Source organism: Salmonella sp. SA15303, assembly GCF_029962125.1.
GTDB classification, from domain to species: Bacteria; Pseudomonadota; Gammaproteobacteria; order Enterobacterales; family Enterobacteriaceae; genus Salmonella; species Salmonella enterica.
Genome location: NZ_CP123924.1, coordinates 1,430,325 through 1,443,030, shown reverse-complemented (window position 1 = coordinate 1,443,030; position 12,706 = coordinate 1,430,325). Strand labels below are relative to the sequence as shown.

Sequence of the window (12,706 nt, the reverse complement as noted above, 5' to 3'; positions counted from 1 at the left end):
ACGTGCGAGTTCATTTTGTTGTCCATGAGTCGTTTGAATCCGCTGGCGCTTATCTGAAATGGGCTGAAGATCGCGGTTATACCATTTCATGGTCGCGCGTCTATGCCGGAGAAGCGCTACCGCCCAATGCCGATGAGTTCGATATGCTCGTGGTATTTGGCGGTCCGCAGTCGCCGCGCACCACCCGCGAAGAGTGCCCGTACTTTGACTCTCGCGCCGAACAGCACTTAATTAATCAGGCAGTTACGGCCCGGCGAATGGTTATCGGCATTTGTCTTGGTTCGCAGCTCATTGGCGAGGCGCTGGGCGCCGCTGTGTGCCAAAGTCCGGAAAAAGAGATTGGTCACTACCCTATTACGCTCACTGAAGCCGGTCTGCGGCATCCGCTTATCGCCCACTTTGGCTCCCCGTTAACCGTCGGCCACTGGCACAACGATATGCCAGGACTCACCGATCAGGCGACCGTGCTGGCCGAAAGCGAAGGCTGTCCACGTCAGATAGTGCAGTACGGTAATTTTGTCTACGGCTTCCAGTGTCATATGGAATTTACCGTCGAGGCGGTTGAAGGATTAATCCAACATTCGCAGCAGGAGCTGGCCGACGCGCAAGGGAAGCGTTTTATCCGCTCGGTCGCCGAGATGCGCGCATGGAATTACCAGCAAATGAATGAAAAGCTGTGGCGTTTTCTGAATGAACTCACGCTGGCGCACTCACAGAAATAACCACACCAGGAGTGCAACTTATTACCCGGCTAACGGTCTGAGGTGCAGTGATTATTGCATGAAAAAGGATTTTACCATGAAGAAAATTGTTTGCGCCGTCGTTGCGCTCCTGCTGACCCTACCCGCCTGGGCGAAGCTGAACGCCCATGAAGAAGCGCGCATTAACGCCATGCTTAATGCGCTGGCGCAGAAAAAGGATCTGACATTCGTTCGTAACGGTGATGCGCATAACTGCGAGGAAGCCGTATCGCACCTGCGCTTAAAACTGGGTAACACGCGCAATCGTATCGACACCGCCGAACAGTTTATCGATAAAGTCGCGTCGTCGTCGTCCATCACCGGAAAACCCTATATCGTTAAAATTCCCGGTAAAAGCGATGAAAACGCGCAGCCTTATTTACATGCGCTTATTGCGGAAACGGATAAGAATGTTGAGTAAGAAAAAATCATAATGCCAGGCGTGTTACTGTGGTTTTTTAAAGGCGTTATCGCGCTTCTGTTAGCGTTTGCTGTAGGGTTAATCGTTTACTATTATCTGGAAATTCGTCCCATAGCCCAGACCGCATTACAGAGCGCCTCTTTCTGGTTGTCCGAATCGCCGCAGACGCGTTTTTTGCGCCGCGCTGCGGCCAAAATACATCCCAAATCTTATACTGCCAGATTGCTCTATACCCAAGCTGGCGTGGATGGGCATTTCAGGATCGCGATCTGGGTGTTCTGGTTGGACAGCCTGTACCGCGACGACGAGCTGTATGCCATGATGCTGGCGCAAGCGTATTATGGCCGGGATTCGCAGGGTAACGCGGTTTACGGTACGAAAAATGCGGCGTTAACGTTATTTCACGTACCAGTGACAGAGATGGCCTGCCAGCAACAAGTACAACTGATTTATATGTTTAAAGCGCCGTCACTTTACCGGCCTGGTTCAGCCAGGCTGGTAGAAAGCAGCAAGCATTACATGACGCTTTGCCAGGAACAAATACAACAATAAGAACAACAGACGAGCTTTTATTATAAAAGGCGGCGGTAATGCGCTGGCGCACATAGAAAATCGGCAGGATATTCCCGCTTGTCAAAGGCGCCGTTGCCTGTGTTTATCCCAATCAGCTGAACTCATTAGTTTAAATCCCTGCCCCCTGGCTGAAATGCTCTTCACCAAACACGCCGGTCGAAAGGTAACGGTCGCCGCGATCGCAGATGATCGCCACCACTATCGCGCCGGGCGTGGCTCGTGCGACGCGTAACGCGCCCGCTACCGCGCCGCCGGAACTCACGCCGCAGAAAATGCCTTCACGAACGGCCAGTTCACGCATGGTGTTTTCGGCATCATTCTGATGAATATCCAGCACCTCATCTACCAGCGAGGCGTTAAAAATGCCCGGCATATATTCCGCAGGCCAGCGTCGAATGCCCGGAATACTGCTGCCCTCTTCCGGCTGTAGGCCAACGATGGTGACCGGTTTTTCCTGCTCGCGCAGAAAACGCGACACGCCGGTAATGGTGCCGGTCGTGCCCATGCTGGAGACAAAATGGGTGATGCGACCTGACGTTTGCCGCCAGATTTCCGGGCCGGTGGTCGTGTAGTGGGCGTAGGGATTATCAGGATTATTAAACTGATCGAGCAGTTTGCCCTCGCCTCGTTCAGACATAGCGAGCGCTAAATCGCGCGCCCCTTCCATTCCCTGCTCTTTAGTGACCAGAATCAGTTCCGCGCCATAGGCCCGCATTGCCGCCCGACGCTCCTGACTCATGTTGTCTGGCATCAACAGCTTCATGCGATAACCTTTCAGCGCGGCGATCATCGCCAGCGCAATGCCAGTGTTGCCGCTGGTCGCTTCAATCAGGACATCGCCCGGTTTAATTTCCCCGCGCTTTTCCGCCTCGACAATCATCGATAGCGCCGCGCGATCTTTCACCGATCCTGCCGGATTATTGCCTTCCAGCTTGACCCAGATTTCACTGCCGTTATCCGGCCCCAGACGTTGTAATTTGACCAGCGGCGTATTGCCGATGGTTTGTTCTAATGTATTCACGTTTTCAGCTCGTAAAAAAGCCCGGTATGCGTAGCGCCACCGGGCGATAACTATACAAATTAACCTATCAGGCCGATTGCGCCAGAGCAAGTTCCTCTTCACGCGTTTCAATACGCTGGTCGCCGTTATACAGACGCGCTTTTTGCAGTCCAACAAACAAACGCTCGCCGCGAACCGGAACATCCTCACCCGCCATCACCACCGTCAGCGGATCGTGATACCACCCCAGCGGCTGTACCACTAACTGTGTATAGTGACCTTTCGGGCTGGCCTCAATGACCTGTACTGGTAGAGGAGAATCCAGGCTGGTGCGGCGGCTAATATCCACCTCCCACGGACGCAGGAACAGATCGACCGGCCCCTGGTACGCGGGCGTATAACCCAGCGGCCAGCGATGCGCGCCAACGTGAAACTGCCCGCCGCGGACGGTGCCTGTCAGGCGGTTCACCTCGCCCATAAACTCCAGTACGAAGCGGGTTGCCGGTTCACGCCACACCCGATCCGGCGCATCAGCCTGTTCGATATTGCCCTGACTCATCACCACCACCCGATCCGCCACTTCCGTCGCCTCTTCCTGATCGTGGGTGACAAAGACGCTGGTGAATTTCAGTTCTTCATGTAGCTGGCGCAACCAGCGACGTAACTCTTTACGTACCTGGGCATCCAGCGCGCCAAAGGGTTCATCCAGCAGTAGAATTTGCGGTTCCACGGCAAGCGCGCGCGCCAGCGCCACGCGCTGTTTTTGTCCGCCGGAAAGCTGGGCGGGGAAGCGATCCGCGAGGTGCGCCAGTTGCACCATCTCCAGCAATTGCGTCACTTTCGTTTTAATCGCCGCCGCAGTTGGGCGGTCGCGTCGCGGCAGCACCGTCAGGCCAAAAGCGATGTTGTCAAACACCGTCATATGGCGAAACAGCGCATAGTGCTGAAACACAAAACCGACTTTACGCTCACGCGCGTGCAGGCGGCTAACGTCCGTACCGTGGAAACGAATATGACCGCTGGACTGATGCTCCAGCCCGGCAATAATGCGCAGCAGCGTCGTTTTGCCGGAACCTGACGGCCCCAACAAGGCAACCATCTGGCCGGAAGGAATATCCAGCGAGATATCATTCAGTACCTGAGTGCGACCAAAGGATTTCTTAATTCTGGCGATCTCAATGCTCATGATTTTCCTCCTGTTGCGCGCGTTTTTCCTGATTCTCCAGACGCCATTGCAACATGCTCTTCAAAAACAGGGTAATAATCGCCATTAGCGTCAACAATGCGGCGGCGGTAAAGGAGCCGACGGTGTTGTAGTCCTGCTCCAGTAATTCAATCTGTAACGGTAGCGATAACGTTTCGCCGCGAATCGAGCCGGACACCACCGACACCGCGCCAAACTCGCCAATCGCGCGGGCGTTGGTTAACACCACGCCGTAGAGTAGCGCCCAGCGAATATTCGGCAACGTCACGCGGCGAAACATTTGCCAGCCGGATGCGCCCAGTAAAATCGCCGCCTCATCTTCCTGACTGCCCTGGCTGAGCATCACTGGCACCAGTTCGCGCACCACAAACGGGCAGGTGACAAAAATAGTGACCAGTACCATCCCCGGCCAGGAGAACATCATTTGCAAATTATGCTCATCCAGCCAGCCGCCCAACGGGCCGTTGGAACCATAAAACAGCAGATAAACCAGACCGGCCACCACCGGCGAGACGGCAAAGGGAATATCCAGCAGGGTCAGCAGTAGCTGACGTCCGGGGAAGTTAAAGCGCGTCACCAGCCACGCCAGCAGAATGCCGAACACCAGATTCACCGGCACTGCGATCAAGGCAATCAACACCGTCAGCCAGATGGCGTGCAGCATGTCCGGATCGGCCAGATTTTGCAGTACCGGCATTAACCCTTTGCTGAACGCCTGCACGAAGATGTAAATCATCGGCACCAGCAGGATAAACGCCGAAACCAGCATCCCGACGCCAATCAGAAACCATTTTCCCCAGTTAATGCGGGGGACGTCGTATCGCTTCAATTGAGTCACTTCCGCCATTAATGACCTACCACACGTCGACCAAAGCGACTTTGCAAGGTATTGATAGAGAACAGCAGCAGCAAGGATGCCGCAAGGATCACCGAGGCAATGGCGCTAGCGGCCGGGTAATCAAACTCCTGCAAGCGCACAAAAATCATCAGCGAGGTCACTTCTGTTTTCCAGGCGATATTTCCGGCGATAAAAATCACCGCGCCAAACTCGCCCAGGCTACGGGTAAAAGAGAGCGCCACGCCGGCAATCAGCGCAGGCGACAGCTCAGGCAGCACGACTTTGCGAAAACTTTGCAGCCGGGTGGCCCCCAGCGTTTGCGCCGCTTCTTCATATTCCGGCCCCAGCTCTTCCAGTACCGGCTGGACGGTGCGCACCACAAATGGAATACTGGTAAAGGCCATCGCCACCGCAATACCGAGCCAGGTATAGGTCACTTTGATATCAAACTGCGCAAGAAACTGACCGTAGAAACCGTTCACTGAGAACAGCGAGGCCAGCGTTAACCCCGCTACCGCTGTCGGCAGCGCAAACGGCAGATCCATCAGCGCATCCAGCAACGTGCGCCCTGGAAAACGGTAGCGGGTTAAAATCCACGCCATCAGCAGGCCAAACACGCCATTAAAAATCGACGCTACAAATGCCGCCAGTAGCGTCACTTTATAGGCAGCCACCACCTGAGGGTTGGTCACGACATCCCAGTATTGCGCCCAGCTCATCTGTGAGAGCTGCATCACCAGCGCGCTCAACGGCAACAGTAGGATCAGGCAGACAAACAGCAAACTGGTGCCGAGGCTTAACGTAAAGCCGGGCAGCACGCGTCGGGAAGAAACGGCAAGCATTACTTACGCCCCGCCGCCAACAGTTTGTCCAGCTCGCCGCCGCTGGCAAAGTGCGTTTTCATCACTTCCGGCCAGGAACCAAACTTTTCTTCCACGCGGAACAGTTCGGTCTGCGGGAATTTATCTGCTTGCTTGCCCATGATTTCCGGGTTATTCACGCGGTAGTAGTAATGGGTGATGATGGTCTGCGCCTGCGGGCTATACAGCCAGTTCAGGTAAGCTTTGGCGGCTTTTTCTGTGCCGTTGGCCTGCACGTTTTTATCCACCCAGGCAACCGGGAATTCAGCAAGAATGTTCGTTTTCGGGATCACCACTTCAAATCCCTGGGCTTCATATTGTTTGCGGATATTGTTCACTTCCGACTCAAAACTAATCAGCACATCGCCCAGACCACGCTCGGCAAAGGTAGTCGTAGCGCCGCGACCGCCGGTATCAAACACTTCGACGTTTTTCAGGAACTGGGTCATAAACTGTTCGGTTTTGGCTTTATCGCCGCCGTCCGCGTTATCCGCCGCGCCCCATGCCGCCAGATACGTGTAACGGGCGTTGCCGGAGGTTTTCGGGTTAGGGAAAATCAGCTTCACGTCGGAACGTACAAGATCGCTCCAGTCGTGAATATTTTTCGGGTTTCCCTTGCGCACCAGGAAACCCATCGTGGAATAGAATGGCGAACTGTTGTTCGGCAGACGGCTTTGCCAGTCGGCAGGGATCAGTTTGCCTTTATCATGAAGAATCTGTACGTCGGTCACCTGATTGTAGGTGACGACGTCTGCCTTCAGTCCCTGCAAAATCGCCAGCGCCTGTTTTGATGACCCGGCATGAGACTGCTTAATCGTCAGCTTATCGCCGCCGTTATCCTTCGCCCATTGTTGCTCAAACGGCGGGTTAAGGGCGGCAAACAGCTCGCGGGAGACATCGTATGAGCTGTTCAGCAGCTCCGTTGCCTGCGCCTGCCCTGCCAGTAACAGCATTGCTGCCAGCGTCAGGGGTCTCTTTTTCAGTAAGTTAACGGCCATTGCGCACCCTTATAAATTTAATGACTTTCTTATGGTCATCATATTTATAACCAGCGCTAAAGGAGTAACGGTTTTATATACCGTTTGATGATTTGAAAGTTGAAAAGGGAATAAGAGAATCCCTCCCCACGCGGCGTGAGGAGGAGACCGGCATCAATCAGACGCCTACGCTTACGCTTTCAGGCAGGGTACTGCCGCCATCAATGACGTTTTGCGTTCCGGTAAGATAGCTGGACTCATCGGAAGCCAGAAATGCCGCCAGTTCCCCTACTTCCAGCGGATCGGCAAGGCGGCGTAGCGGAATGGCTTTTGCCATTTCCGTTAATACCGATTCCGGATCGTCAGGGTTAGACTGACGGGCAATGCTTTCCGCCATCGGCGTTCTTACATAACCGGGGCAAATGGCATTCACACGAATACCGGACTGCGCATACTCTACCGCCAGCGATTTGGTTAAACCGACAATGGCGGCTTTTGACAGCGCATAGGCCGTTTCACCCGGGTCCGCCACCATATCTCCCGTGACGGAAGACATCATCACAATGCGGCCATCTTTACGTTTAATCATCTCCGGCAGGACGGCTTTGGTGACGTTCCAGACACCTTTAATATTAATATCAATGTGGAAATCGCGATCTTCTTCACTCATATCGAGGAAGTTGCCCAGACGGCACACGCCAGCGTTATTCACCAAAATATCAATTCTACCTTCAGTCTCTTTGGCGCGCGCAACCGCCGCCTGCACCGAAGCAAAATCTCTGACGTCAGCCTTAACGGCAGTGCAGCGATGCCCGCGCCCGCCCAGCTCATCCGCCAGTTTTTCAATCTCATCGGAGATATCCAGCAAGATTAAGTTCGCGCCGTGGCGTGCGAATACGCGAGCGATCCCTTCGCCAATGCCCTGCGATGCGCCCGTAATCAATGCTGTCTTGCCCGTGAGTTTACCCATTTTCAATGTCTCCTTTTGAATATGGAGTCTTACACTCCATTAACACTGAAAATACAGTAATAACAAATAAGTGCTGAGGAATAGCTCACTAATTCAGGTAAATATTAGGTAAAAAAATCCCCGCGGAGGCGGGGATGGGCATTTTTATGCTGTTCTGCCTGATGGCGCTGCGCTTATCAGGCCTACCAATCGTAGGTCGAATAAAGCGTTTGCGCTGCCATCCGACAGGGTTTTACCTTATAGCGCTAACAGGCGATCCAGCGACGGCGCAAAATAGTAGCCGCCAGTCACCGGTTTGGTGAAGCGCAGCATCGCGTCGCGTTTACCGTCGGTATCGCCGAACATACTCAGAAGCTGCTGTTCGATATTGTGCAGACGTGCGCAGTAAGCGCAGAAATAGAGACCATGAGTACCGCTGGCGGTGCCGTATGGCAGGCTCTGGCGCACAATCTTCAGCCCTTTGCCATCTTCTTTGAGATCGACGCGGCTCAGGTGAGATGTTGCCGGACGCGCATCGCCGTCAATCTCTTCATTGGCTTCTTTGGTACGCCCGATCATCATCTCCTGATCGTGAATACTCATCCGGTTAAGTTGCTTGAGATTGTGTTCCCAACGCTGCACGAACACATAACTGCCGCCGGCATCCACGCCATCTTTGATCACCGCCACTTCACGGCGCGTCTCTTCGCCCGCCGGGTTCTCTGTCCCGTCGACAAAGCCGCTCAGATCGCGTTCTTCCACCCAACGGAAACCGTGAACTTCTTCTTTCACGTCGATACAGTCGCCGAAGGCTTCCATCGCCGCCTGGGCAACAGAAAAATTCACATCGTGGCGCAGGGAAAGGATATGGATCAGCACGTCATACTGCGTGGCCGGTGCCAGCCCTTTACCATAAGGAATAAAATCTTTCAGTTCTTCCGCCCCGACGCCGCCACTCAGGGCACGCCAGGTATTGTTGCCAAACGCCACAACGGCCCCAAGATGGGCGTCCGGAAATTTGACTTCGAAGGTCGCCAGTTTATCGGCAAATGTTCTGCTGGCCGCGCGCAGGGCGTCCAGGTCGCCTTTCACATTGGCTTCAATCCAAATTGCCGCACGGCAATGTTCCGGCAAAATGCCACTTTGAACCTGAGACATGATTCCTCCTGAAAATGAGAATGCCACGCAGTCGTGGCATTAATGGAGGCTATTTTACCTTGTTTTTAAGCGAAGCGGTTTGTTCAGGCGCAAATTAACGACGCCAGATAATTTTGCGCACGTCCCAGTTTTTTAAGACGTCATCAGGAGGCATTAAGCCTTCCGGTCCGCTCCACTCGCCGGAGAAAACATAGCTAATATGCTGACTTCCCTCGGCTTTACATTCGACGCTGGTATGGCTATCGCTGGAAACCGGCTCGCAGTGACCAAACGCTTTGCTGTAAAGGTCGCTAAACGGCGTACCGATTTTGCCCCCCGCGGCGGTTGGGATATCGCTGTCCAGCACATCAATACGGCTCACGGTTCCCTGCTCGCCGTTGATCACCATCGCGACACTGTCGCCCTTCATCGCTTCGAAAAAGCGCACCACGTTGCCGTTATCGGTTTTCATACCGCTACGCAGGCGATAATCGCCATCTAATGCCTCTGCAATAGCCGGCTCTTCCAGCGGCGTGGCGGCGGTCAGCGCTCCCACGCCTTGCTCAGTGACTTCTGTCGAGGAACCAAACCAGTTCCATGGATTTGCGGCAGACCAGTTGACCGAGGAGAGCGTCGAGCAGCCGGTCACCGCCAGCGGCAGTGCGAGTAAAGTCAAACGCAGCGATTTCATCTCACTTCCTTTCTTTTATTAATTAACGTTGGTTGGAGTGCGGGTTCGCCAAAAAGTGCCGTTATTCTTTCTCAAGGGAAAAACAGGCACACAAACGTTGATTGGTTAACAGCCAGATCAGCGCGACGATGTCCGCCAGCAGCAGCGCCAGCCCGACGCCGTTGACCGGGTCGCCACCCAGCCACATCACCGGCAGCCAGCACAACGACACCAGTTGAGCAAGGATCAGGAGTCCGCGCAGCCAGCGCCACACACCAGGAACCGCTTCACGCCGCCCGCTGAGTAAAAATGCCACTACCGCCGGAACGCCGGGCAACAGCCCCAGCCAAAAATTGTCATGGTCGGGATAAAAAAAGTTTAACAAAGTATTACCCTGTCCACGGGATGAACCGGCAATGACAAAGAGTACCCAGGCGCGCGCCTGAAGTAGCAGTACGCACCAGAACAGAAACGGCAGGCGTAAACGTCCGTGTACATCATAATCGGCTGGATGAAACTCAGTACTCTTCATCTTCAATCAGGCGTTTACCCAAACTTAGGGCGTCAGAATGCTCATACCCCAGACGTTCATACATGCCCAGCACAACGTCGTTATCATCGCGCACCATAATTTGGATTTTCGGACACCCGCGAGCGATGAGTTTTTTTTCCAGCCGGTTAAGCAACGCATTCGCAATGCCGCGCCCGCGGAACTCCGGGTGAACGCCCAGGTAATACGCCGAGCCGCGATGCCCGTCATAACCGCCCATTACCGTACCGACGACTTCGCCGCTAACTTCCGCAACGAGGAACAAGCTGACATCGTGATTCACCTTGCGTTCAATATCCATTTCAGGATCGTTCCATGGACGCAGCAGGTCGCAACGCTCCCAGAGGGTGATCACCTCTTCGAAATCTTCCTGGCGAAAAACGCGTATTTCCATGGTATTCGTTGCCTTTTCGGGTGGAAAAACCAAGATTATGGCGCAAACATCTGATTCAGCCAATATCTGACGCGATGTAGCGGAAAAAATGGCATAATGGCGATGTGTCACGTATTGAAATGAAAAGTAAAACAATTCTCATCACCAACCGTCGTAACGGATTACGCGATACGATATAACATCTTGAACTTAATTTTCACAACTCAGGCCGTATGAGCACTTTTAAACTCCTAAAAACTCTCACATCGCGCCGCCAGGTACTCAAAACAGGTCTGGCGGCCCTGACGCTGTCAGGTATGTCGCACGCAGTAGCCAAAGAAGAAACGCTAAAAACCAGTAATGGTCACAGCAAACCCAAAACCAAAAAAACCGGCAGTAAACGGTTGGTGATGCTCGACCCCGGACACGGCGGCATCGATACCGGCGCGATTGGCCGCAACGGTTCTCAGGAAAAACACGTCGTACTGGCAATTGCCAAAAACGTGCGCGCTATTTTGCGAAATCACGGAATCGATGCGCGTTTAACCCGGACAGGGGATACTTTTATTCCGCTGTACGATCGGGTGGAAATCGCCCATAAGCACGGCGCGGATCTGTTTATGTCCATTCATGCCGATGGTTTTACCAATCCGAAAGCAGCGGGCGCTTCCGTTTTTGCGCTTTCCAACCGCGGGGCCAGTAGCGCCATGGCGAAGTATCTCTCCGAGCGTGAAAACCGCGCGGACGAAGTGGCGGGTAAAAAAGCCACTGACCGGGATCATCTATTACAACAAGTTTTGTTTGATCTGGTGCAAACCGATACGATTAAAAACAGTCTGACGCTGGGTTCGCATATTCTCAAGAAAATCAAACCTATACATAAATTACACAGCCGCACTACCGAACAAGCGGCTTTCGTGGTGCTAAAATCACCGTCAATTCCGTCGGTGCTGGTCGAAACCTCGTTTATTACCAATCCGGAAGAAGAACGCCTGCTGGGCACGACGGCGTTTCGCCAGAAAATCGCTACGGCGATCGCCAACGGCATCATCAGTTATTTTCACTGGTTTGATAATCAGAAAGCACACACGAAGAAACGGTAATCATGAAACCCGATGCACATCACGTAAAACAGTTTCTGCTACGCCTGCAGGATGATATTTGCCAAACGTTATCCGCTGTGGATGGCGCAAACTTTGTCGAAGATAGCTGGCGACGCGAAGCGGGCGGCGGCGGACGCAGCCGGGTATTACGCAACGGCGGGATTTTCGAACAGGCGGGCGTTAATTTCTCTCACGTTCACGGCGATGCAATGCCCGCGTCCGCCACCGCGCATCGGCCAGAACTCGCCGGGCGTAGCTTCGAAGCGATGGGCGTATCGCTGGTGGTGCATCCGCACAATCCGTATATTCCCACCAGCCATGCTAACGTGCGCTTTTTTATTGCCGAAAAACCGGGCGCTGATCCGGTATGGTGGTTTGGCGGCGGGTTCGATTTAACGCCCTACTACGGCTTTGAAGAGGATGCCGTTCACTGGCACCGCACCGCCCGCGACCTGTGCCAGCCGTTTGGTGACGATGTGTATCCGCGTTATAAAAAGTGGTGCGACGACTACTTTTTTCTCAAACACCGCAACGAGCAGCGCGGCGTTGGCGGCCTGTTTTTTGACGATTTGAATACGCCGGATTTCGACCACTGCTTCGACTTTATGCAGGCGGTCGGCAACGGTTACACCCGGGCGTATTTACCGATTGTCGAACGACGCAAAGCGATGGTCTGGGGCGAGCGGGAGCGTAATTTTCAACTTTATCGCCGCGGTCGCTACGTGGAGTTCAATCTGGTGTGGGACAGAGGCACCCTGTTTGGTCTGCAAACCGGCGGGCGCACTGAATCTATCCTGATGTCGATGCCGCCGCTGGTGCGCTGGGAGTACGACTGGCAGCCAGAAGCGGGTAGCCCGGAAGCGGCGCTGAGCGAGTTTATTCAGGTACGCGACTGGATTTAACTTATTTATAAAGTAAAACAATGCAAACAAATACACGGAAAGTAGTAACCAGTGACGCCAAATGGCATCCCCATCTGGGTATAAGTTTTATTGGCTGCCTGCTTGCCATTACACTAGAAATATATTTTGAAGAAAGAATATTCATCCCTCATAGCGGAGGGGTGAGCTTCGGTCTGATCGTGCTTCTGGTTATCAATATGGTGACCATCCCTGTGGTCATGGCCCTGATAGCATTACTCTGCTTTATTATTCATATTCCGCGTAAAAGCGTTAACTGTATCTTGCTATGCCTACTGTCATGTATTTTGACGATAGCCGGTTTGTTTATCGCCTATCCGGTTGGCCGTTGAATAAAAGCAGGCTCGTAGAAATAAACGAGTTCATTGTAGATAAAGAATTCGGATAACCG

General features: G+C 53.5%; 16 protein-coding genes. 6 read left to right on the top strand and 10 right to left on the bottom strand.

All coding sequences use genetic code 11. The features are described 5' to 3' along the window. Positions 1-2 precede the first annotated feature (2 nt). Genes QEN31_RS06865 through QEN31_RS06855 form a run of 3 tightly spaced genes read left to right on the top strand, consistent with a single transcriptional unit; the run spans position 3 to position 1,713 of the window. A complete protein-coding gene (locus QEN31_RS06865) occupies positions 3-722 on the top strand; it encodes a type 1 glutamine amidotransferase (RefSeq protein WP_058653386.1) in 720 nt (239 codons plus the stop codon). A gap of 58 nt (positions 723-780) precedes the next feature. Then, positions 781-1,161 (top strand): YfeK family protein, encoded by a 381-nt coding sequence (locus tag QEN31_RS06860; RefSeq protein ID WP_000710730.1) that lies wholly within the window; start codon positions 781-783, stop codon positions 1,159-1,161. Between the two features lie 12 nt (positions 1,162-1,173). After that, positions 1,174-1,713, top strand: a complete 540-nt coding sequence (locus QEN31_RS06855; RefSeq protein ID WP_001119682.1) for a transglycosylase domain-containing protein — start codon at positions 1,174-1,176, stop codon at positions 1,711-1,713. 130 nt (positions 1,714-1,843) lie between these two features. Here the strand turns inward: QEN31_RS06855 and cysM are convergent, their stop codons facing one another. The 10 genes from cysM to QEN31_RS06805 form a co-directional block, all read right to left on the bottom strand. Then, positions 1,844-2,755, bottom strand: coding sequence for a cysteine synthase CysM (gene cysM, locus QEN31_RS06850; RefSeq protein WP_001093886.1), 912 nt, complete (start codon positions 2,753-2,755; stop codon positions 1,844-1,846). Positions 2,756-2,822: 67 nt separating this feature from the next. Beyond that, on the bottom strand, positions 2,823-3,920 hold the full coding sequence (gene cysA, locus QEN31_RS06845; protein ID WP_000021076.1) for a sulfate/thiosulfate ABC transporter ATP-binding protein CysA: 1,098 nt from the start codon (positions 3,918-3,920) through the stop codon (positions 2,823-2,825). Next, positions 3,910-4,785: a sulfate/thiosulfate ABC transporter permease CysW gene (gene cysW, locus QEN31_RS06840; protein ID WP_000852705.1), complete on the bottom strand. Its 876-nt coding sequence runs from the start codon at positions 4,783-4,785 to the stop codon at positions 3,910-3,912. Before cysW ends, cysA begins: the two co-directional genes overlap by 11 nt. Continuing rightward, positions 4,785-5,618: a sulfate/thiosulfate ABC transporter permease CysT gene (cysT, locus tag QEN31_RS06835; protein WP_000881745.1), complete on the bottom strand. Its 834-nt coding sequence runs from the start codon at positions 5,616-5,618 to the stop codon at positions 4,785-4,787. Before cysT ends, cysW begins: the two co-directional genes overlap by 1 nt. After that, the gene (cysP, locus tag QEN31_RS06830; RefSeq protein ID WP_000290275.1) at positions 5,618-6,634 is read right to left on the bottom strand and encodes a thiosulfate/sulfate ABC transporter substrate-binding protein CysP; all 1,017 of its coding nucleotides are present in this window, start codon (positions 6,632-6,634) and stop codon (positions 5,618-5,620) included. Before cysP ends, cysT begins: the two co-directional genes overlap by 1 nt. Before the next feature lie 157 nt (positions 6,635-6,791). Continuing rightward, positions 6,792-7,583: an SDR family oxidoreductase UcpA gene (gene ucpA, locus QEN31_RS06825; protein ID WP_000517460.1), complete on the bottom strand. Its 792-nt coding sequence runs from the start codon at positions 7,581-7,583 to the stop codon at positions 6,792-6,794. Positions 7,584-7,820: 237 nt separating this feature from the next. Continuing rightward, entirely contained in the window at positions 7,821-8,720 is a 900-nt protein-coding gene (yfeX, locus tag QEN31_RS06820) for a porphyrinogen peroxidase (RefSeq protein ID WP_000084583.1), read from the bottom strand. Between the two features lie 94 nt (positions 8,721-8,814). After that, the gene (locus tag QEN31_RS06815) at positions 8,815-9,390 is read right to left on the bottom strand and encodes an RpoE-regulated lipoprotein (RefSeq protein WP_000838976.1); all 576 of its coding nucleotides are present in this window, start codon (positions 9,388-9,390) and stop codon (positions 8,815-8,817) included. A 61-nt stretch (positions 9,391-9,451) separates the two neighbouring features. Next, positions 9,452-9,901, bottom strand: a complete 450-nt coding sequence (locus tag QEN31_RS06810) for a DUF2919 domain-containing protein (protein ID WP_099949629.1) — start codon at positions 9,899-9,901, stop codon at positions 9,452-9,454. Next, entirely contained in the window at positions 9,888-10,313 is a 426-nt protein-coding gene (locus QEN31_RS06805; protein WP_000406008.1) for a GNAT family acetyltransferase, read from the bottom strand. Before QEN31_RS06805 ends, QEN31_RS06810 begins: the two co-directional genes overlap by 14 nt. A gap of 212 nt (positions 10,314-10,525) precedes the next feature. On the opposite strand from QEN31_RS06805, the gene amiA reads away from it, so the two are divergent. From amiA to QEN31_RS06790, 3 genes are read left to right on the top strand one after another with little or no spacing between them, the layout of a single operon-like run. Continuing rightward, complete coding sequence (gene amiA, locus QEN31_RS06800) at positions 10,526-11,395, top strand: N-acetylmuramoyl-L-alanine amidase AmiA (protein ID WP_000102881.1); 870 nt, start codon at positions 10,526-10,528, stop codon at positions 11,393-11,395. Positions 11,396-11,397: 2 nt separating this feature from the next. After that, positions 11,398-12,297: an oxygen-dependent coproporphyrinogen oxidase gene (gene hemF / locus QEN31_RS06795; RefSeq protein ID WP_000801350.1), complete on the top strand. Its 900-nt coding sequence runs from the start codon at positions 11,398-11,400 to the stop codon at positions 12,295-12,297. A 20-nt stretch (positions 12,298-12,317) separates the two neighbouring features. Next, positions 12,318-12,647, top strand: a complete 330-nt coding sequence (locus QEN31_RS06790) for a hypothetical protein (protein ID WP_001194344.1) — start codon at positions 12,318-12,320, stop codon at positions 12,645-12,647. Positions 12,648-12,706: the final 59 nt, after the last annotated feature.